At 58.7% G+C, this 20,205-nt stretch carries 18 protein-coding genes; 9 read left to right on the forward strand and 9 right to left on the reverse strand.

The features are described 5' to 3' along the window. Positions 1-49: 49 nt before the first annotated feature. The 5 genes from KQP88_RS19450 to pcaR all read right to left on the reverse strand — a co-directional run bounded on the left by KQP88_RS19450 (position 50) and on the right by pcaR (position 5,340). Positions 50-1,354, reverse strand: coding sequence for an MFS family transporter (locus tag KQP88_RS19450; protein WP_216703938.1), 1,305 nt, complete (start codon positions 1,352-1,354; stop codon positions 50-52). Positions 1,355-1,510: 156 nt separating this feature from the next. Continuing rightward, on the reverse strand, positions 1,511-2,713 hold the full coding sequence (gene pcaF / locus KQP88_RS19455; RefSeq protein ID WP_216703939.1) for a 3-oxoadipyl-CoA thiolase: 1,203 nt from the start codon (positions 2,711-2,713) through the stop codon (positions 1,511-1,513). After that, positions 2,710-3,489, reverse strand: coding sequence for a CoA-transferase subunit beta (locus KQP88_RS19460; protein ID WP_232924482.1), 780 nt, complete (start codon positions 3,487-3,489; stop codon positions 2,710-2,712). Before KQP88_RS19460 ends, pcaF begins: the two co-directional genes overlap by 4 nt. After that, a complete protein-coding gene (locus KQP88_RS19465; RefSeq protein WP_200992859.1) occupies positions 3,489-4,346 on the reverse strand; it encodes a CoA transferase subunit A in 858 nt (285 codons plus the stop codon). Before KQP88_RS19465 ends, KQP88_RS19460 begins: the two co-directional genes overlap by 1 nt. A 151-nt stretch (positions 4,347-4,497) precedes the next feature. Next, on the reverse strand, positions 4,498-5,340 hold the full coding sequence (pcaR, locus tag KQP88_RS19470) for a pca regulon transcriptional regulator PcaR (protein ID WP_025261632.1): 843 nt from the start codon (positions 5,338-5,340) through the stop codon (positions 4,498-4,500). A 795-nt stretch (positions 5,341-6,135) separates the two neighbouring features. Between pcaR and KQP88_RS19475 the strand changes: the two genes are divergently transcribed. Both KQP88_RS19475 and KQP88_RS19480 read left to right on the forward strand, forming a co-directional pair. Beyond that, positions 6,136-6,333, forward strand: a complete 198-nt coding sequence (locus tag KQP88_RS19475; protein WP_025261633.1) for a hypothetical protein — start codon at positions 6,136-6,138, stop codon at positions 6,331-6,333. 210 nt (positions 6,334-6,543) lie between these two features. Continuing rightward, positions 6,544-8,016 carry an inorganic phosphate transporter gene (locus tag KQP88_RS19480; RefSeq protein WP_216703940.1) on the forward strand — a complete coding sequence of 491 codons (1,473 nt, stop codon included), beginning with the start codon at positions 6,544-6,546 and terminating at the stop codon, positions 8,014-8,016. Positions 8,017-8,061: 45 nt separating this feature from the next. On the opposite strand, the gene KQP88_RS19485 is transcribed toward KQP88_RS19480, so the two are convergent. The 3 genes from KQP88_RS19485 to purU all read right to left on the reverse strand — a co-directional run bounded on the left by KQP88_RS19485 (position 8,062) and on the right by purU (position 10,749). Continuing rightward, positions 8,062-9,540 (reverse strand): helicase HerA-like domain-containing protein, encoded by a 1,479-nt coding sequence (locus KQP88_RS19485; RefSeq protein WP_216703941.1) that lies wholly within the window; start codon positions 9,538-9,540, stop codon positions 8,062-8,064. 111 nt (positions 9,541-9,651) lie between these two features. Beyond that, positions 9,652-9,828 (reverse strand): hypothetical protein, encoded by a 177-nt coding sequence (locus KQP88_RS19490; protein WP_200992862.1) that lies wholly within the window; start codon positions 9,826-9,828, stop codon positions 9,652-9,654. 69 nt (positions 9,829-9,897) lie between these two features. Further along, entirely contained in the window at positions 9,898-10,749 is an 852-nt protein-coding gene (purU, locus tag KQP88_RS19495; RefSeq protein WP_025261636.1) for a formyltetrahydrofolate deformylase, read from the reverse strand. Between the two features lie 348 nt (positions 10,750-11,097). Between purU and mvaT the strand changes: the two genes are divergently transcribed. Further along, positions 11,098-11,475 (forward strand): histone-like nucleoid-structuring protein MvaT, encoded by a 378-nt coding sequence (gene mvaT / locus KQP88_RS19500; RefSeq protein WP_025261637.1) that lies wholly within the window; start codon positions 11,098-11,100, stop codon positions 11,473-11,475. A 79-nt stretch (positions 11,476-11,554) separates the two neighbouring features. On the opposite strand, the gene sbcB is transcribed toward mvaT, so the two are convergent. After that, the gene (gene sbcB / locus KQP88_RS19505; RefSeq protein WP_200992864.1) at positions 11,555-12,991 is read right to left on the reverse strand and encodes an exodeoxyribonuclease I; all 1,437 of its coding nucleotides are present in this window, start codon (positions 12,989-12,991) and stop codon (positions 11,555-11,557) included. A 128-nt stretch (positions 12,992-13,119) separates the two neighbouring features. Here sbcB and KQP88_RS19510 point away from each other — a divergent pair, with 128 nt between their 5' ends. The 6 genes from KQP88_RS19510 (at position 13,120) to KQP88_RS19535 (ending at position 20,150) form a co-directional block, all read left to right on the forward strand. Next, entirely contained in the window at positions 13,120-13,845 is a 726-nt protein-coding gene (locus tag KQP88_RS19510) for an RDD family protein (RefSeq protein WP_216703942.1), read from the forward strand. Continuing rightward, positions 13,842-14,822: a stage II sporulation protein M gene (locus tag KQP88_RS19515; RefSeq protein ID WP_216703943.1), complete on the forward strand. Its 981-nt coding sequence runs from the start codon at positions 13,842-13,844 to the stop codon at positions 14,820-14,822. The genes KQP88_RS19510 and KQP88_RS19515 overlap by 4 nt, the downstream gene beginning before the upstream one ends. Then, complete coding sequence (locus tag KQP88_RS19520; protein ID WP_216703944.1) at positions 14,809-16,398, forward strand: DUF4129 domain-containing protein; 1,590 nt, start codon at positions 14,809-14,811, stop codon at positions 16,396-16,398. Before KQP88_RS19515 ends, KQP88_RS19520 begins: the two co-directional genes overlap by 14 nt. Beyond that, on the forward strand, positions 16,395-17,624 hold the full coding sequence (locus KQP88_RS19525; RefSeq protein WP_216703945.1) for a DUF4350 domain-containing protein: 1,230 nt from the start codon (positions 16,395-16,397) through the stop codon (positions 17,622-17,624). Before KQP88_RS19520 ends, KQP88_RS19525 begins: the two co-directional genes overlap by 4 nt. 155 nt (positions 17,625-17,779) lie before the next feature. Then, positions 17,780-18,967 (forward strand): NO-inducible flavohemoprotein, encoded by a 1,188-nt coding sequence (gene hmpA, locus KQP88_RS19530; RefSeq protein ID WP_216703946.1) that lies wholly within the window; start codon positions 17,780-17,782, stop codon positions 18,965-18,967. A 61-nt stretch (positions 18,968-19,028) separates the two neighbouring features. Next, on the forward strand, positions 19,029-20,150 hold the full coding sequence (locus tag KQP88_RS19535) for an NAD(P)H-dependent flavin oxidoreductase (RefSeq protein WP_216703947.1): 1,122 nt from the start codon (positions 19,029-19,031) through the stop codon (positions 20,148-20,150). Positions 20,151-20,205: the final 55 nt, after the last annotated feature.

A 20,205-nucleotide genomic window follows, 5' to 3' on the forward strand; every position in this document is an offset into this window, starting at 1 on the left:
ACAAAAAAACCACCGTAACAGGTGGTTTTTTTGTGCCCGAAAAACGCGATCAGTGATCGTGATGCAGATACGCAGGCTGCTTCGGCAAGCGCAGGCTGAACAGGAAAGCCACGACCATCATGGCCGTCACGTACCAATAGAAGGTGTTTTCCATGCCGTTGCTCTTCAAGCTCAGGGCAACGTATTCAGCCGAACCGCCAAACACCGCGTTGGCGACCGCATAAGCCAGACCGACACCCAGCGCCCGCACCTGTGGCGGGAACATCTCGGCTTTTACCAGACCACTGATGGAGGTGTAGAAACTGACAATCGCCAGCGCCAGGGTAATCAGCACAAAGGCAAAGAACGGGCTGGTGTTGCTCTTGAGGGTCATCAGGATCGGCACGGTACACAAGGCGCCCAGCGCGCCGAACCACAGCATCGAGTTACGCCGCCCGATCCTGTCCGCCAGCATGCCGAAGAACGGCTGCATACACATGTACAGAAACAGCGCACCGGTCATGATGTAACTGGCGGTCTTGGGCTCCATGCCGCCCGTGTTGACCAGGTACTTCTGCATGTAAGTGGTGAAGGTGTAGAAAATCAGCGAACCACCGGCGGTGTATCCCAGCACTGTAATGAAGGCCGCCTTGTGATGCTTGAACAGCGCCGCAATGCTGCCGGCGTCCTTGTCCTGGCGACTTTCGGCCGTGGTGGTTTCATCGAGGGTGCGGCGCAGCAGCAAGGCAATCACTGCGGCACAGGCACCGATCACGAACGGGATACGCCAGCCGTAATCGCGCAACTCTTCAGTGGTGAGAAATTGCTGCAGGATCACCACCGTCAGCACCGCCAGCAACTGCCCGCCAATCAGGGTCACGTATTGGAAGGATGCATAGAAACCACGCTTGCCGCGCAAGGCGACTTCGCTCATGTAAGTGGCCGTGGTGCCGTACTCACCGCCCACCGACAACCCTTGCAGCAGACGCGCCATCAGCAACAGCGCCGGAGCCCAGGCGCCAATCGACGCATAGGTCGGCAGGCAGGCAATGATCAGCGAGCCGGCGCACATCATGGTGACCGAAATCAGCATGGAGTTCTTGCGGCCATGCTTGTCGGCCACACGTCCGAACAGCCAACCGCCAATCGGGCGCATCAAGAACCCGGCCGCGAACACCCCGGCGGTATTGAGCAACTGGACTGTCGGATCATCGGAAGGAAAAAACGCCGGAGCGAAGTAAATGGCGCAGAAGGCGTAGATATAGAAGTCGAACCACTCGACAAGATTGCCGGAAGAGGCGCCCACGATGGCGAAGATACGCTTGCTGCGCTCTTCGCCGGTGTAAGGGGTGTGAGTTGTATTTGTCGTTGTCATTGTTCCCATCCTGATCAGGCGACTTAGAAACAATCTGTAACACTCAACCTCAGCAAGTACAACCACCTTGAAACACCCAGTGGGAGCGAATTCATTCGCGAAAGGGGCTGTTCGCGAATGAATTCGCTCCCACACAGCCTGCACAAAAGAGAGTGGCTACACCTCGATTGCCAATGCCAACCCCTGCCCCACTCCCACGCACATGGTCGCCAGGCCTTTGCGGCCACCGGTCTTTTCCAGGTGGTGCAAGGCCGTCAACACCAGCCTTGCGCCGCTCATGCCAAGCGGGTGGCCCAAGGCAATCGCGCCACCGTTGGGGTTGACCTGAGGCGCATCGTCGGCGAGCCCCAGCTCACGCAATACCGCAAGCCCCTGGCTGGCGAAGGCTTCGTTGAGCTCGATGACATCGAAGTCGGAAACCGCCAACCCCAGCCGCTCGACCAGTTTGCGCACCGCCGGGACCGGACCAATGCCCATCACTCGTGGTGCAACACCGGCGCTGGCCATCCCCAGAATCCGTGCCCGAGGGGTCAGGCCATGTTTCTTGACCGCTTCAGCCGAAGCCAGGATCAAGGCTGCCGCGCCGTCATTGACCCCCGATGCATTGCCAGCGGTAACGGTTTTTTCAGGGCCATTGACCGGCTTGAGCCTGCCCAGGGTTTCCAGGCTGGTATCGGCACGAGGGTGCTCATCCTTGTCGACAACGGTTTCACCCTTCTTGTGAGCGACCCGCACCGGCACGATCTCTTCCTCGAAAAAGCCCGCAGCCTGGGCAGCGGCAGTGCGCTGCTGGCTGCGCAGGGCGAAAGCGTCCTGATCGGCTCGAGAAATCTTGAAGTCATCCGCCACGTTGTCGGCGGTTTCAGGCATGGAGTCGACGCCGTACGCCGCCTTCATGGCCGGGTTGACGAAGCGCCAGCCGATGGTGGTGTCTTCCAGCTTCATGTTGCGCGAGAAAGCGGCATCGGCCTTGCCCATGACAAACGGCGCGCGGGACATCGACTCGACCCCACCGGCAATTGCCAGCTCCATTTCGCCCGCAGCAATGGCCCGGAAGGCGGTGCCAATGGCGTCCATGCCCGAAGCGCACAGGCGATTGAGGGTCACGCCGGGAATGCTCGGCGGCAGGCCGGCCAGCAGAGCGGCCATGCGCGCAACGTTGCGGTTGTCCTCCCCGGCCTGGTTGGCGCAGCCGAGGAATACTTCGTCCACTTCGTCCCAGCTCACTGACGGATTGCGCTCCATCAAGGCCTTGATCGGCACCGCCGCCAGGTCGTCGGCGCGTACCGAAGACAAGCCGCCGCCAAAACGCCCGATGGGGGTACGGATTGCATCGCAGATAAAGACGTCACGCATCATGCTTCTCCTGCAACCTGACCATGAGCCGCCGCAGTCCGTGCTTCCAGCTCACGCAGGGCGTTGAGTTCCACATCAGTGGGCTCTTCGGAGTAAACGACCTGCTCGGCAAAGCGGATTTCCCAGCCGGTGGCCGCGATGACCTGCTCACGGGTCACGCCCGGATGCAGAGCGGTCACGACAAACTCGTTGGTCCCGGCTTCCGGCTCCATGATGCACAGGTCCGTGATGATCCCCACCGGCCCGGCACCCGGCAGGCCGAGACGCTTGCGCGAGTCGCCGCCTTCGCCATGTCCGACCGAAGTCACGAAGTCGAGTTTGTTGACGAACGAACGGGCCGACTGCTTGAGGATGATCAGCACCGACTTGGCAGAACCGGCAATTTCCGGCGCACCACCGGCACCCGGCAAACGGACTTTCGGGTTGTGGTAATCGCCCACCACCGTGGTGTTGATATTGCCGAAACGGTCGACCTGAGCCGCGCCCAGAAAGCCCACATCCACACGCCCGCCTTGCAGCCAGTAGCGGAAGATTTCACTGGTCGCGACCACGGTGTCGGCGGTTTCAGCCAGCTCACCGTCGCCAATGGACAGCGGCAGTACCGTGGGTTTGGCACCAATCGGACCCGATTCGTAGATCAGAACCACATCCGGCGAAGAGGTCAGGCGCGCCAGATTCGCCGCCTTGGATGGCAGGCCGATGCCGACGAAGCAGACCGCTCCATTGCGCAAGCGACGAGCGGCGGCGATGGTCATCATTTCACTGGTGGTGTAAGTCATTATTTTGCCTCCGCAGCACTGGCCAACTTGCTCTGGAACTCACTGAAATCCGCTGTGCCATGAATGTATTCGGCAATCCACGCGCTGAAGGTTTCGCGATCCCGGGCAATCGGGTCCCAGGCCTGATAGAAAGGGTTGTCACGTTCGTAGTAGCCATGGGCGTAGGACGGATGCGCGCCGCCGGGCACCAGGCAGACCGCGCTCAAGGCCCAGGTCGGCAAGACGCAGGAGTTCATCGGCGCCTTGAGGTCGTCGACGATTTCCTCGACCGTCACGATGCAGCGCTTGGCAGCCAATGCCGCCTCTTTTTGTGCGCCGAGAATCCCCCACAGCAGCACGTTGCCCTTGCGGTCGGCTTTCTGGGCATGAATCACCGTGACATCCGGGCGCACCGAAGGCACGGCAGCCAGCACTTCACCGGTAAACGGGCAGGTCACGGTCTTGATCAGCGGGTTGACCTTGGGCAGGTCCGAGCCGGCATAGGCGCGCAGCACCGCGAACGGCAAACCCGAGGCACCGGCTACATAAGCGTTGGCCAGGTCGGCATGGCTGTGCTCTTCGATCTCAATGGAATGGGGCCACTGTTTTTCGACGGCGTCCCGCAAGCGATGCAGAGAGCCCACACCCGGATTGCCGCCCCACGAAAAAATCAGCCGTTTCGCACAACCGGCACCAATCAATTGGTCGTAGATCAGATCCGGCGTCATGCGCACCAGCGTCAGGTCTTTTTTGCCCTGACGAATGATTTCATGGCCTGCCGCCGTGGGGATCAGATGCGTGAAGCCTTCAAGTGCGACCGTATCGCCATCGTTGACCAGTTGCTTCACTGCATCGCGTAGAGAAAGAATTTCAGCCATGAGGTGCTCCCGAACCCAACATCACATTCAATGACCGGCGCGAAGAGCGCCGCAATGAAAATGAGGTTATGCCTGAGCACGAGCGCAAACAATCCGATAATCGACTAATCGTTCGATAATCGAACGCATTAAAAAGAGGCTGTTCCGCCCGTCAGGTAAACAGCTGTGTGCTCAGATCCCGACTCGCATCGAGCATGATCGGCAGGAATCGCTGCTCCAGTTCGCTGCGGGCCACGCGCCCGGCGCTGGTACTGACATTCAGCGCGGCCAGGACCTGACCCGATGCGTCATAGACAGGCACGGCAATCGAGCGCAGCCCCTGCTCCAGTTCCTGGTCAACGATGCACCAGCCTTGCTGACGAACCAGTTGCAGACACTCCAGCAACGCTTCGGTGGTGCGAATGGTGCGGCTGGTCTTGGGCTGCAAATCCACATGATCCAGATATTCACGCAGCGACACATCGTCCAGTGCCGCCAGCAGGATGCGCCCCATGGATGTGCAATAGGCCGGCAGCCGACCACCGACCGAAAGGTCGACGGAGATAAGCCGCTGAGTGGTCGCCGAGCGGGCAATATAAAGAATGTCGTCGCCTTCGAGGGTCGCCATGTTGCAGGCCTCGTGCAACATATCGCTCATACGGTCCAGATAAGGCTGGGAAGAAACCGCCAGCGGCGTCGAAGACAGATAGGCGTGCCCCAAGGTAAGAACCTTGGGTAATAAGGAATAGGTTCGACCGTCCGTCGTCGCATAACCGAGTTTGATCAGGGTGTGCAGGCAACGACGAACCGCCGCCCGGGGAATTTCAGTGCGGTGGCTGATCTGGGCAATGGTCAGATGTCGCTTGCGCTCCTGAAAGGCATGAATCACGGCCAGGCCACGTGCCAGCGAGGTCATGAAATCGGGGTCGCCTGTCAGCGCCTGGATACGCTTTGCAGGCGAAGCCACGATGGGCGGTGCCAGTGATGCAAAAGAATTACGCAGTTCATCATTCATTGCCAACACCTCTGTAACAGCTCTCAGGCCTTGTAAACCGCTGGCTTCAGCCCTTTTTAAGGATGCTTCGAGAAACCCGGCTTGTGCGATTATCGAACCAATGGCCGATAATCGCAATTGACCCATCGCAAATATACTTATACCTTTACGTCTGCCATGAAGTGACTTCTTGGAAAATCCTGGTCAGGTACCCACTAAGAAGTCCATGGCAGCGGCCTTGCCCACGAAGCAAGGCCGTTTTCATTAGGGCAATCAAAACTGCGACATTCTGACGCACCCTCCGATGATTGCCGATTAATCGCCCTGCCGAATTTCATTTGAATTTTGTCGTCAGTATTCTGTCTGTAGATGCCGGACTTTGGATGATGAAAGTTCTGTCATATTCATTACCCACCAAAACTTCGGAAGAGTCTCACAAAAAAAACATTATTCATGAAATCTCCCGGCAGCCGGACAACGCCTATAGTTGACGAGGCTGTACTTCTTGGAGATAGTATTGATCACTTGATTGGCGATACCTTGCCCTCCTGCGCAACATGCAGTTAGTTTTTCGGCGCAAGGACCAGTCAATGTCAGCCCTAGTGCTTAACCCAAAAAACGAATGTCGCTACGACAGCTGTTTTTTCTGGTGCCCGTAGCCGCGAGCAGCAACGTGTCAAAGGCCTTGTGAAAAAGCCGGAAGCCCTGCGTGGCCAGACAGCCACGAATGTATTTCGCCGGTCAGCTCACACGAGCGAACACTTTTGCGTGCTCAGCGTTATCACCAGACTCAATTGACTTAGATCAGGTAACTCAGTGACTAAAGATGAACTGCGCGCGGAACTTGAGCGCCAGGAACAACGTTACAAGGATGTCTACGGCGGGGAAGTCACCACCTACGCCGCGCAGCCCGAACCCGAACGCAAGCCCTGGCGTAAAAGAGCCAGCCTGCTGGATCAGGCTTTCAAAGAAGAGCTGCAGAAAATGGAAAAAGGCCTGAAAGAAGAAACATGACAAACTCCAGGGTCTGAACGGCCTCAACCGTTCGCACAGGCCTTGAGAATGCTGGCAGCAAAGGCGTCACCGTCCCATTTGAGCGATCAACCGGGCACCCCCGTCATGCCTTTTTTTTGACTTTAAGCGATACCAATCAGCGGCTGGCAAGTCGATCCGTATTTTTTCTGTCATAATCGCGCCCCCTTCAGACCGGGTCAGAAAACCTACATGATCGATTTATTCAGCGGGCTAGATGCTTGGGTGTTAGTGAGCCTGTTGCTCGCCCTGGCATTCGTCCTAACGTTCGAGTTCATCAACGGCTTTCATGACACCGCCAACGCGGTGGCGACAGTCATTTACACCAAGGCAATGCCGCCTCATCTGGCCGTGTTCTTCTCGGGTGTCTTCAACTTCCTAGGCGTCCTGCTGGGCGGTGTCGGCGTGGCCTATGCCATCGTCCACCTGCTTCCGGTGGAAATGCTGATCAACGTCAATACCGGACACGGGCTGGCGATGGTGTTCTCGCTGCTGGCCGCGGCGATCGCCTGGAACCTGGGTACGTGGTACTTCGGGATTCCGGCATCGAGCTCCCATACGCTGATCGGCTCGATCCTGGGTGTGGGCCTGGCCAACGCCCTGATCAACGACATCCCGTTGAGCGATGGCGTCAACTGGCAGAAAGCAATGGATATCGGCGCCTCGCTGGTGTTCTCGCCACTGGCCGGTTTCCTGATCGCAGGCCTGGTGCTCGTCGCTCTCAAATGGTGGCGCCCACTGTCCAAGATGCACAAGACGCCTGAGCAGCGCCGCAAGATCGACGACAAGAAGCACCCGCCGTTCTGGAACCGTCTGGTGCTGGTCATCTCGGCCATGGCCGTGAGCTTTGTACACGGCTCCAACGATGGCCAGAAAGGCATCGGCCTGATCATGCTGGTATTGATCGGTATCGTGCCAAGCCAGTTCGTTCTGGACCTCAACAGCACGACCTACCAGATCGAACGTACACGGGATGCAACCCTGCACCTGAGCCAGTTCTATCAGCGCAACAGCAGCACGCTGGGCGAATACCTGGCCATGGGCAAATCCCTCAAGGGTGACCTGCCGTCCAGCTCCGCCTGTAATCCGGAGCAGACCGAGCCGACCATCGACGCACTGCTCGACACCCTGAAGGGCGTTGCCGATTACCACTCGCTGTCTGCGGAACAACGCATCGAAGTGCGCCGTTACCTGCTGTGCCTGGATGACACTGCACGCAAGGTCGGCAAGCTGCCGCACCTGGGCGCTCGTGAAAAATCCGACCTGGAAAAACTGCGCAAGGACCTGACCGGTACGACCGAATACGCACCGTTCTGGGTAATCCTGGCCGTGGCACTGGCGCTGGGTATCGGCACCATGGTTGGCTGGAAGCGCGTGGTACTGACCATTGGCGAGAAGATCGGCAAGCAGGGCATGACTTACGCCCAAGGCATGTCGGCCCAGATCACCACAGCCTGCGCCATCGGTATGGCCAACATCTTCAGCCTGCCTGTTTCGACCACCCACATTCTGTCGTCGGGTGTTGCCGGAACCATGGTTGCCAACCGCAGCGGCCTGCAAGGCGGCACTGTGCGTACGATTCTGCTGGCCTGGGTTCTGACCCTGCCCGCCACTGTCGCACTGTCGGCCTGCCTGTTCTGGCTTGCGTCCAAGGCGCTGGCCTGATCCACCTGACAAAGGCGGTGCGCCCGCACCGCCTTTGACGCCGCCTTACCTGCGCTTCTTGCCCCCCAACAACGACCCCATAAAACCCCGCACCAGCTCACGCCCCAACTGAGTCGCCGCCTGACGCATGGCATTTTTCACGGCCTGCCCTGCAACGCTGCCCAGGAACTCAGTGGCCTTGTCACCAAAACTCTCCGACTCCTGCGCAGGCACATCGGCCTGACTCGCCTCGCTTGCCTTGCGGGTCACGAGTATTTCGTAGGCAGACTCCCGGTCGACAGGCTTGTCATAGCGCCCCGCAAGCGGTGACTGGTTGATCAGGCCTGCGCGCTCGGCATCGCTCAGCGGCCCGATACGTGACTGAGGAGGCGCAATCAGCACCCGCTGGACCATGGCTGGCGTACCCTTGTCTTCCAGGGTACCCACCAGCGCTTCGCCGATCCCCAGTTCAGTCAGCACACTCAACGCATCGAACTCGGGATTGGGCCTGAAACCATCGGCCACCGCCCGCAGCGACTTCTGCTCCTTGGCGGTGAACGCTCGCAGCCCGTGCTGAATACGCAGCCCCAACTGCGCCAGAATGTCGTCCGGCAAATCTCCGGGCGATTGAGTGACGAAATACACACCGACACCCTTGGAGCGAATCAGGCGCACAACCTGCTCGAGCCGCTCCTGCAAAGCCTTGGGCGTATCGGCAAACAACAGATGCGCTTCATCGAAGAACAGCGCCAGCAGCGGCTTGTCCGCATCCCCGCGCTCGGGCAATTGCTCGAAGAGTTCTGCCAGCAACCACAGCAGGAACGTGGCGTAGACCTTGGGCGCTTCGTGCACCAGACGGCTGGCATCCAGCAGATGAATGCGCCCTCGCCCGTCACTGGCGGGCCGCAGAATATCCTCCAGTTGCAAGGCCGGTTCGCCAAACAAGGCTTCTGCACCCTGCTGCTCCAGGACAGCGAGGCGCCGCTGCAGGGCCTGGCTGGAACCGGAGGTCATCAACGCGCCATCTTCACCCAGCAATTGCGGGTTATCGCGCAAATGGTTGAGCAGCGCCTTGAGGTCTTTGATATCCAGCAGCAGAAGCCCCTCGCGGTCAGCCACCTTGAAGGCTGCATACAGTGCCGATTGCTGGCTGTCGCTCAGCTCAAGCAGATTACCCAGCAGCAACGGCCCCATTTCACTCAAGGTCGTGCGCAAGGGATGGCCAGACTTGCCGTCGATATCCCATAAGGTGACCGGATAAGCCTGGGGACGATGATTGAGCCAGGGCATGCCGGCAATCCGTTCGGCAATTTTGCCCTGAGGATTTCCCGCAGCGCCGAGGCCACAGAGATCGCCTTTGATGTCGGCAGCGAAGACCGCAACGCCTGCATCGCTGAAGGCCTCAGCCAGACGCTGCAGCGTGACGGTCTTGCCGGTCCCGGTTGCACCGGCCACCAGACCATGGCGATTGGTCAGGCGTAAGGCCTGAAAGACAGGTTGGCCAGCAAGGTCGGCCCCCAATGCAATTTCCTGAGAATCGGACATTTCATCACCTGCTCAATACGTCATGCACGGCTGTGAGAAGCCGCTGACCGGCAGCCAGCAGCTCTTGTGGAATGCTTATTATTGATCAGATTCCGCAGGATGGCTGAATGCTCAGGCTTCGCTGTCGGGCTCGGGCGATTGTTCCTGCAACTGGCGCCACAATCTGGCAGCGTCGCGGAAGTCGGCTCCGTTTTCGGGGGTCAGTTCATCGGGGTCGTAACGGCTCAGGCAGCCTTCGCCCAGAGTGGGCGGTGCGGTGGAGGTAGCCTTGTCGAGGGGATCTGTCATGGGGAATCGCTCCTGCGCAGCTTTTGCAAACGGTGCAGGAGCGAATCTATTCGCGAATGGCTCGAATGATCAATCAAAAACCACGGTCTTGTTGTCGTGCACCAGCACCCGGTCTTCCAGGTGAGCGCGCAGACCACGGGCCAGGACCATTTTTTCCACGTCACGACCGAAACGCACCATGTTTTCGATGCTGTCGCGATGACTGACGCGCACCACGTCCTGCTCGATGATAGGACCGGCGTCCAGCTCTTCGGTGACATAATGACAGGTGGCACCAATCAACTTCACACCACGCAGCGAAGCCTGATGGTAAGGCTTGGCACCGACGAACGATGGCAGGAAGCTGTGGTGAATGTTGATCACCTGGTGGGCGTATTCGCTGCACAGTTGCGGCGGCAGGATCTGCATGTAGCGCGCCAGCACAACGACGTCAGCCTTGTGATGCCCTACCAGACGCGAGACTTCGGCAAATGCCGGCTCCTTGTCTTTAGGGTCCACAGGCACGTGGTAATAAGGGATGTCGTGCCACTCGACCATGCTGCGCAGGTCCTGGTGATTGGAGATCACGCAGGCGATGTCGCAGTCGAGTTCATCGCTGTGCCAGCGGTGCAGCAGGTCGGCCAGGCAATGGGATTCGCGGCTGGCCATCAGCACCACGCGCTTTTTCTGCGCGGAGTCGGTGATGCGCCAGTCCATCGAGAACTCTTCGGCGATAGGCGTAAACGCCTCGCGGAAACCATCGAGGTCAAAAGGCAATGTATCGGCACGGATCTCGTGGCGCATGAAGAACCAGCCACTGAGATTGTCCGAATGGTGGCTCGCTTCGGTAATCCAGCCATTATGGGATGCCAAAAAGTTACTGACTTTGGCAACGATGCCAACACGGTCCGGGCAAGCAATCACCAGACGAAAAGTGCGCATTTAGGGAAACTCCAGAACTTCGCAAAGGCGCTATTCTAGCGACTGTGCGGCAAAACTGCAGTATTCCCTTTGCCCTTGGCCAGAAGAAAACCGGTGTCCCGGGATTGCACCCTGCCATCATCCCGTTTTCAGCGTTCAAGCCTCAAACAAGCCCTCTATTTAGAGGGGGTTTAATAGGGACATCTTTGGTGATCACTGACCTCATCGCTAGTTCCATGAATCTCTAGAAGGGGTGCTATATTCTCAATAATTCAATAAAACTTTTATTTAATGTTTACTTGCTCAATTCCTCTGACTATTATTGCGTGACTGTCTCCCTGAAACCCATCACAACATAAGGTCCCCCTCATGTCCCTGATCAACGAATACCGCGCCACAGAAGAAGCGATCAAAGAACTGCAAGCCCGTTTGAAAAATCTGTCGCAAGACGACAAACTGCAAACCGAGCTGGAATTCGAAGGTAAACTGCGCACGCTGATGGGCGAATACCAGAAATCGCTGCGTGACATCATTGCACTTCTGGATCCAGAATCGAAAGTTAAAGCGCCTCGTGGCGGCGCAGTGAAAACTACCGGCACCAAGCGTGCTCGTAAAGTCAAGCAGTACAAAAACCCGCACAACGGCGAAGTCATCGAAACCAAAGGTGGCAACCATAAAACTCTGAAAGAGTGGAAAGCCAAGTGGGGCGGTGACGAGGTTGAAAGCTGGGCCACTCTGCTGGGCTAAGCTTCATGGGGCTGCACAACTGCACCCGTTAAAAACGCCAGCTTGCTGGCGTTTTTTATTAGTCCGATTTCCTTCAGCCTTATCCCTGTACACCCAATCGCTCACTTAAATGCTGTACATAATCCTGCCATTGACTCAACACCTCTAGCTGCTCTGCGGTGGCATTAAGGGACAACTCTAGCAACGCCTTTGTAAAACCTTGTAATGTGTTGGGAGCCCCTGCTTCAGGGCTGCGCAGCCTTGTCTGACAAAAACTGCGCCAGCGATGTTGCTCTTCGCTGTTCAAGGTTTCCGGAAAGTTGCGGGCACGATAACGAAACAGCAACTCGGGCAGACGCCCATCGTCAAAAGGCCAGGCATCATGGGCCAGTTGTTCTGGCTCGGCACAGCGTACTTGCTCACAAAGACGACGGTCACGATCACCAATAAAGCCATCATACAATTGCTGCTCGGGATCTTCAGAGGCCGTGAAATCATCCTTGCCATACAAGGCCGTCAATTTGTCCTGCCAAAGTTCACGGCTCTCGTTCAGCTGTGCCACTCGTGCCTGATAGCCCGCCATATCCAGCTGCAAGCGCTGTTGATCTTCACTGCGCAAGACAGACAGCGGCGCAATCACCGGACAGCGGTTTATATGCAGCAACTTGAGCGGCACCGGCAATTCACCGTCCGCCAGCTCCTCACGACGTGTATATAAACGCCGTTTCAAAACTTCGGCATCTTGATCCAGCAATGGTGAATGATCCAGATGCAGGTCGCACACAATCAGTGCATTGCGATTATGAGGATGCCAGGCCAGGGGTAATATGACGCCCAGATAATTACGAGCCGCCGAGAAACGTCCCGAGATATGTACCAGCGGTTGCATCAGACGAATCTGTTCCTGAACCTTCTGTTTACTGCGCAGCGCGAAGAGATAATCATAAAGCCGTGGTTGTTTATCACGCACAAGGCGCGCCAGGGCAATCGTTGCCCTTACATCCGACAATGCATCATGGGCATGACCGTGATCGATACCGTTGGCCGCCGTCAGACGCTCCAGCTTGAGCGTCACCCTTCCCTCTTCCTGTGGCCAGACAATCCCGTCGGGACGCAGCGCATAGGCCGCCCGCACCACATCGATCAGGTCCCAGCGGCTGTTACCGCCCTGCCATTCCCGGGCATAAGGGTCGAAAAAGTTGCGATACAGGCTGTAACGGGTCATTTCGTCATCGAAGCGCAACGTGTTATAGCCAGAACCGCAGGTCCCGGGCGCTGACAACTCAGCGTGTACCCGCGTCATGAAGTCTGCTTCGCAGAGCCCTTTCTCAGCCAGGCGTCCGGGCGTGATCCCGGTAATCATGCACGCGGCAGGGTGTGGCAGGATGTCGTCGGCGGGCTGGCAGTACAGGTTTACCGGCGCGGCGATTTCATTGAGGTCGAAGTCGGTACGAATGCCGGCCATCTGCAATGGGCGATCATTGCGTGGATTGATACCGGTGGTTTCATAGTCGTACCAGAAAATGCTGGAAGTCACGGGCTGATCCTGAACAAAAGACCAATAAAGTGTAGGTCTTCAGGCATGCCTGTGGCGAATGCCTTGTTGCGCACCACTGCCGTGCTCGATAGCATCACAAATCGCTTTCAGGTGCCCTGCCCCCGACAATGTCCTCGCCTCCAGCCTCGCCAAGGAATGCAGCGCCGCCCGCGCCCCTGGATACCCGCATCGGGATCGAGACCCCGGAAGGCATCGATCTGGTCATTCGTCCGGCCGGCCTCATGCCCCGCGCATTGGCCTTCGGAATCGACCTGAGCATCCGCGTGCTGGTTATCGGCGCACTCCTCCTGTTTTTTCAGCTGTTCGACAAGCTCGGTACAGGCCTGAGCTCCATCGCCATCTTTCTGGTGACCTGGTGGTACATGGTGCTGTTCGAAGTCCTGAACCAGGGCTGCACGCCGGGCAAGCGCATCATGGGGTTGCGGGTGGTTCATGACGACGGCACGCCCATCGGCTGGGGATCGTCGCTGATCCGCAACCTGCTGCGCGTGGTCGATATGCTGCCCTTTGGCTACAGCGTCGGGGCCATCAGTTGCCTGAGTCATCCCCAGTTCAAGCGCCTGGGCGATCTGGCAGCGGGAACCTGCGTGATCTATCGCGACGTACCGGTCCAGCGCCCGGTCCTGCCGCAGGCGGATCCGGTCATCGCGCCCTTTACCCTGACACTGGACGAACAGCGTGCCGTGCTGGATCTGGCAGAACGCCAGGGCGAACTCTCCGCCGCCCGCACTGCCGAACTGGCCAACATTCTCGCCGAGCCCTTGCACATCGCTCCCGACCAGGCGGTTAAACACATCAATGGCCTGGCCCGCGGCCTGCTGGGGCCGACATGAAACAGAGCCAGTTTGAAGCACGACACCAGCCACACTGGCAGCTCTTCGGCGAGCGACTGGATGCACTTGAGCGTGGCAAGCACGATCCCGAAACCGGCGAAACCTTTGCCAGCGATTACCGGCGAATCTGTCATCAGTTGGCACTGGCCAGAGAGCGTGGCTACAGCAGCCACCTGATCGACCCGTTGCAACAATTGGCAATGCGCGGCCATCAACAACTCTATCGCCATCGCAGCAACCTCGCCGCGCAGTTCCTGAGTTTCATCCTCGCCGGGTTCCCGCGTCTGGTGCGCGAGCAATGGCACTTCGTGCTGGTCGCCAGCCTGCTGTTCTTCGGCAGTCTGATAGCCATGGGCGTGCTGGTGTATTTCTTTCCGGACCTGATCTACAGCATCGTCAGCCCGGCGCAGGTCAACGACATGGAAAGCATGTACGACCCCGCCGCCCGGCGCATCGGGCAGGCACTGGAGCGAGAGTCCAGCTCGGACTGGATGATGTTCGGCTACTACATCATGAACAACATCGGCATCGCGTTTCAGACCTATGCCAGCGGGTTGCTGTTCGGCCTTGGCAGCCTGTTCTTCCTCCTGTTCAACGGCCTGATGATCGGTGCAGTTGCCGGGCACCTGACACAGATCGGCTTTGGCCAGACATTCTGGTCATTCGTGATCGGTCACGGAGCCTTTGAACTGACGGCGATTGCCCTGGCGGGTGCGGCGGGGCTGAAACTGGGTTGGGCCTTGCTGGCGCCGGGTCGCCTGACGCGCGCCGAAGCCTTGCGTCAGGCCGCACGAGTCAGTGTGCAACTGATCGGCGGTGTCATTCTGTTCCTGTTGATTGCGGCCTTTATAGAAGCCTACTGGTCATCCATGACCTGGCCCACGCCGCTGATCAAATACCTGGTGGGCGCTGCGCTCTGGGCCATGGTGATTGCCTATCTGACTCTGGCAGGACGGACAGCCCATGCGCCTGACTGACGCCAGCGTCACCATACGCCCGCGCAATCCCTGGGAAGCCATGGACCTGGGCGTGTTGCTGGCTCGCGAGCACCGGGGCCTGCTGATGAGCAGTTGGGCCATCGTCACCCTGCCGTTCTTCGCGCTGCTGACCCTGTTGCTGTGGGATTACCCTTCGCTGGTGTTCTTTGTGTTCTGGTGGCTCAAACCGGTTTATGAACGCCTGCCGCTGCTGATTCTTTCAAAGGCATTGTTCGGCCCGGCGCCCACACTCAAGCAGGCGCTCCAGGGCTGGCCTGCGACCCTCAGGAACGAGTTGCTCCCCAGCCTGGTTTCGCGGCGCCTGAGCCCGAGCCGCAGTTTCCTGCTGCCGGTGCAACAACTGGAAAACCTGTCAGGTATCGAACGAAGCCAGCGCATCGCCCTGCTCAGCCAGAAAGACATGCGCGCCGCCCGCTGCCTGACCATCCTCGGCAGCCACCTGGAATTTGCGCTATGGTTCGGCCTGATCCTGCTGTTCTATGCCTTCATTCCCCAGCAGATCGAACTCGACTGGCGCTGGTACAGCATGCTCAATGCCAACGGCAGCTGGAACTGGCTGGAACACCTGAGCAATGCGCTGTATGCCTTGATGCTGGTGTTCTGGGGGCCGATCTATGTGTCCTGCGGATTCACCCTGTACCTCAATCGCCGCACCACGCTGGAGGCCTGGGATATCGAGCTGGTTTTCAGACGCCTGCGCCAACGCCTGACCGGCAGCGCCTATGTGGTGCTGATCGCTGCCGGTCTGGCCCTGTCTGCCTTGCCCACGCCGAGCTGGGCCGACGAACCCCAGAGCTACAGTTGCCCGCTGCCGGAGCTGGAACAAGACAGCAACGCCCAACCCTCCGCCGCCCCCGATACGCCACGCCTGACGCTTCAGGCCCTGACCAGCGAAGAAGCCAGAAAAGACATCCGGGCCCTGCTGCAACAGCCGCCGTTCAAGAATCCCAGGACCGTCACCGGCTGGCGCTTCCCGGAGCACAAGGATCCGGTTTCCCAGGCAAAGGCTGGCAACGAGACCACCCTGCTCAAATGGCTGAACGGCTTGCTGAGATCGGCCGGCGTCATCGCCAACGTACTGGAAACGCTGCTCTGGGCCAGCGCCATCGCCCTGACCGGCTGGCTGATCTGGCGTTATCGCCTGTGGTTCAAGACCTTCGTCAGCCGCGGCAGCAGCAAACGCAAAACCCTGCGCGACAAACCCGAACAACTGTTCGGCCTGTCCGTCACGGCCCAGAGCCTGCCTGACGACATCGCCGCCCACGCGCAGCGACTCTGGGCCAGCCAGCCACGAGAAGCCTTAAGCCTGCTGTATCGCGGCCTGCTCAACCGCTTGCTGAGCGACTATCACCTGCCCCTCAAGAATGCCGACACCGAAGGCCAGGTGCTGGAACAGGTCGCAACACTCAACCAGCCACTGTTGAGCGAGTTCAGCCGCAGCCTGACCACCCATTGGCAAAACCTCGCTTACGGCCATCGTCTGCCGCCCGCTCATCTGCAACAGGAACTCTGCGACGGCTGGCGTAGACTGTTCGATGCCGGGGCAAAACGATGAGCCGGCGCAAGCAGATACTGATCGGCCTGCTAGTGCTCGTGGCGCTGGTGCTGGGCGGTGTTTATTCCTTTAAGCATCTTGAGCCCTATGAGGAAGTCATCGATCAGGGGCCTTCGCCGGAAGTCGCGGCCAATCCGTATCTGGCGGCCGAACACTTCCTGCGCCAGCGCGCCCCCGGGGTCAACACCACCCGCAACCTGATTGAGCTACCCGATGTCAGCCAGCAGTCACAAACGCTCTTGCTGCTCGACAGTCGCGAAAACATGACGCCTGCCCAGGTCGAACGGCTGCTGGACTGGGCCAGATCCGGCGGTCACCTGTTGTTCGTCGCCGAGCAGATATGGGATGAGAAAAAGAACCGCAGCGGCGACCTGCTGCTGGACCGGATCGAGATCCGCCAATACTTCACCCGGGACATCAAGCTGCAGGATCGCGAAGAGGAACGACTGGAAAGCGATGCGCTCCCCAAACCGCCGATTCCACTGATCGCCCCCCGAACCACCAAACCGACCATGCGCTGGCCGGAACTGACGCGCCTGTATCTGGAAAACGAAAAAGAACCGGCCTACATGAGCTTCAACCCGGCCTTCCACCTGGAAGACCCGCAGGATCATGCCCAGTCATGGGCCAACAGCGCCGACGCCACGCACATGATGCAAATGGTCTACGGCAAGGGGTTGATCACCGTGGTCACGGATTCCGACCTGTGGAAAAACCGCGCCATCACCCGCTACGACAACGCCTGGCTGCTTTGGTACCTCACTCAGGACAGCGCGGTGACCATGGTCCTGGAAACCGGCCATGACAATCTGGCGAGCCTGTTGCTGCGCAACTTCCCGCTGGCGCTGGTGACACTTGCGCTGCTGCTCGGCCTGACGCTCTGGCATGCAGGCCTGCGCGAAGGCCCGTTGCAAGCACCCGCTGCACGAGGTCGGCGTCAACTGGCCGAACACCTGCGCGCCAGTGCCGATTTTGTACGCCGACGCAGCGGCCATCAGGCCCTGATCAAAAGCCTGCAAACAGACATCCTGCGCCGCGCCCGCCAACGTCATCCCGGCTTCGAAAGACTGGGCGTGACCGACCAATGGCAAGTCCTGGCGCGCCTGACCCGCCAACCCACCAGCGCCATCAGCGACGCCCTGCGACCAAGGCCCAGCCAACGGATGTCCAGTGCCGAATTCACACGGCAGGTTGCTCATCTGCAGAGTCTCAGGAATGCCTTGTGAGCGAACGAGTCAAATTGACCTCACACACCCAAAAAGAGTCATTATGACCAAGTCATAAAGACTCCACCCCCGCCTTTCGAGCCAGTTTTACACGGTTTTTCTGCTGGCATAGCTGTTGCTATGTCAGTCACACCAACCGAATGACTGGAGTCCACATGCTCACCCCATCGCAGCGCGACATTATCAAGGCGACCGTTCCTCTCCTGGAAACGGGTGGCGAAGCACTGACCACACACTTCTACACCATCATGCTGGCCGGGCACCCGGAAGTTCGCCCTCTGTTCAATCAAGCCCATCAGGCAAACGGAACGCAGCCCAGGGCGCTGGCGAACGGCGTGCTGATGTATGCCAAAAATATTGATCGTCTGGAGAACCTGGGGCCGCTTGCTGGCCAGATCGTGAACAAACACGTGGCTCTGCAGATCCTTCCTGAACACTACCCGATCGTCGGTGCCTGTCTGTTACGCGCTATCCGGGAAGTGCTGGGTGAAGAAATCGCCACGGATGAGGTGATTGCGGCATGGGCGGCGGCCTATCAGCAACTGGCCGATATCCTGATCGATGCCGAAGAGGGAATGTACGAAAGCATCGCTTCGGCTCCTGGCGGCTGGCGAGGGGGCCGACCGTTCAAGGTGTCCGCAAAGATTCCTGAAAGCAGCGAGATCACGTCGTTCTACCTTGAACCGGTCGACGGCAAGCCTGTTGTGGCGCACAAGGCAGGCCAATACATCGGGGTTCGCCTGAACGTGGACGGCACGGAGGTTCGCAGGAACTACTCGCTCTCGGCACCTGCCAGCGGCTCAGGTCTGCGTATCAGCGTCAAACGCGAACCCGGCGGCGTTGCGTCCAACTATCTACATGATCAGGTGATTGCCGGAGCGGTACTGGAGCTGTTTCCGCCTGCGGGTAATTTCACCCTGACTGAAGGCACCAAACCCCTGGTACTGATCAGCGGCGGCGTCGGGATCACTCCGACCCTCGCCATGGCTGAAACGGCGCTGAACGCCGGTAACCGGCAGGTCGTGTTTATCCACTACGCGCGCAATGCCAAAGCACAGGCGTTCCAGAAGGTGCTGGAGGACTGGCAGGAACGCTTCCCGCTTTTCAAGGCCAATGTGGTCCACAGCGAACTGGACCCCGGAGTGGAAAAACGCCCGAGCGCCGTGGGCATGCCTTCGATCGAACACTTGCAGAAGTGGCTGCCCGCCGACAGGGACCTGGATGTGTATTTCCTGGGGCCAAAACCTTTCATGGCCTTCATGAAACGGTCCCTTCAGGAGCTGGGAGTACCACAAGACCAGATGCACTACGAATTCTTCGGCCCTGCTGAAGCCTTGGTCTAGAGCCCCCCGCAAGACGGCACATTGACCGAAAGCCAACACAACGCAGACAGGTAGGTGAAACGTGCAAAAAACAGCATTTTCGTCTCTGCTCGGTATTGAGCACCCCATTATCCAGGCACCGATGGTGGGGGTTTCCACCCCTGCATTAGCTGCCGCCGTGTCCAATGCTGGCGCATTAGGCTCCATCGGTTTGGGGGCCAGTAATGTCGATCAGGGGCGGGATCTGATCAGGCAGACAAGATCGCTGACCGACAAGCCCTTTAACGTCAATATGTTTTGCCATCGCCCGGCAACATTCGATCAGGCGAGAAACGATACCTGGCTGGCACATATAGCGACCACGTTTGCAGAGTTTGAAGCTGTGGCGCCTCAAACGCTGCGGGAGATATACAAGAGCTTCGTTGATGATCGGGCGATGCTGGAAATGCTTCTGGAGGAGCGGCCAGCCGTCGTCAGCTTTCATTTCGGCGTGCCTTCACACACATGGATCACCGAGCTCAAGGCAGCGGGAATCTTCACCATGGGATGCTCGACAACCCTGGCTGAAGCCAGAGAGCTTGAAAACGCAGGTGTTCAGGCGATTGTCGCCCAAGGCCACGAAGCGGGAGGCCATCGAGGTGTTTTTGATGATGCTCCGGGCCAGGACCATCAGATGGGGCTCTTCGCTCTCTTGCGTATCATCACTTCAGCGGTGGACCTGCCTGTGATTGCCGCTGGAGGCATCATGGACGGCGCAGGAATCAACGCAGCCATGACCCTCGGCGCTCACGCCTGCCAGCTGGGTACGGCTTTTATCCTGTGCCCCGAGTCTTCTGCGACTCAGGAACACCGAAAAATACTCAAGACAGCCAAAGCCCACGAGACACGTATTACCAGCTATATCTCGGGACGACCTGCCCGTGGCATTTCCAACCGTTTGTACCTTGAGTCTCAGGTTGAAAAAGTCCCGTTACCGGCTGAATACCCTCTCGCCTATGACGTTGCAAAGGCTTTGCACGCGGCGGCCAGCGCTAAAGGCTGCCACGAGTTTGCAGCTCAATGGGCAGGTCAAGGCGCTCCGCTGGCCAGAGAGTTACCCGCAGCGGCCCTGATACAAACACTCGTCGCAGAGATGCGTCAGGTATCACCTCTTACTGCGCAAATCTGCTGTGCCCCGTTAACCGAAACTCAACAAAACCTCTGACGAACACTCGACATCGAGAGCTATGATGGGATTGCCGTTGCGAAGGTCAGTCGTC

The organism is Pseudomonas lijiangensis, assembly GCF_018968705.1.
Taxonomy (GTDB): Bacteria; Pseudomonadota; Gammaproteobacteria; order Pseudomonadales; family Pseudomonadaceae; genus Aquipseudomonas; species Aquipseudomonas lijiangensis.

What these genes read in the sequence shown, in the direction of transcription:
- purU (WP_025261636.1), bottom strand. Translation starts at nt 10,749, where the DNA reads ATGCGCACTTTTCGTCTGGTGATTGCTTGCCCGGACCGTGTTGGCATC.
- KQP88_RS19525 (WP_216703945.1), top strand. Translation starts at nt 16,395, where the DNA reads ATGAGCCGGCGCAAGCAGATACTGATCGGCCTGCTAGTGCTCGTGGCG.
- pcaF (WP_216703939.1), bottom strand. Translation starts at nt 2,713, where the DNA reads ATGATGCGTGACGTCTTTATCTGCGATGCAATCCGTACCCCCATCGGG.
- KQP88_RS19465 (WP_200992859.1), bottom strand. Translation starts at nt 4,346, where the DNA reads ATGGCTGAAATTCTTTCTCTACGCGATGCAGTGAAGCAACTGGTCAAC.
- KQP88_RS19450 (WP_216703938.1), bottom strand. Translation starts at nt 1,354, where the DNA reads ATGACAACGACAAATACAACTCACACCCCTTACACCGGCGAAGAGCGC.
- KQP88_RS19510 (WP_216703942.1), top strand. Translation starts at nt 13,120, where the DNA reads ATGTCCTCGCCTCCAGCCTCGCCAAGGAATGCAGCGCCGCCCGCGCCC.
- pcaR (WP_025261632.1), bottom strand. Translation starts at nt 5,340, where the DNA reads ATGAATGATGAACTGCGTAATTCTTTTGCATCACTGGCACCGCCCATC.
- KQP88_RS19515 (WP_216703943.1), top strand. Translation starts at nt 13,842, where the DNA reads ATGAAACAGAGCCAGTTTGAAGCACGACACCAGCCACACTGGCAGCTC.
- KQP88_RS19460 (WP_232924482.1), bottom strand. Translation starts at nt 3,489, where the DNA reads ATGACTTACACCACCAGTGAAATGATGACCATCGCCGCCGCTCGTCGC.
- KQP88_RS19485 (WP_216703941.1), bottom strand. Translation starts at nt 9,540, where the DNA reads ATGTCCGATTCTCAGGAAATTGCATTGGGGGCCGACCTTGCTGGCCAA.
- hmpA (WP_216703946.1), top strand. Translation starts at nt 17,780, where the DNA reads ATGCTCACCCCATCGCAGCGCGACATTATCAAGGCGACCGTTCCTCTC.
- KQP88_RS19490 (WP_200992862.1), bottom strand. Translation starts at nt 9,828, where the DNA reads ATGACAGATCCCCTCGACAAGGCTACCTCCACCGCACCGCCCACTCTG.
- KQP88_RS19520 (WP_216703944.1), top strand. Translation starts at nt 14,809, where the DNA reads ATGCGCCTGACTGACGCCAGCGTCACCATACGCCCGCGCAATCCCTGG.
- KQP88_RS19480 (WP_216703940.1), top strand. Translation starts at nt 6,544, where the DNA reads ATGATCGATTTATTCAGCGGGCTAGATGCTTGGGTGTTAGTGAGCCTG.
- mvaT (WP_025261637.1), top strand. Translation starts at nt 11,098, where the DNA reads ATGTCCCTGATCAACGAATACCGCGCCACAGAAGAAGCGATCAAAGAA.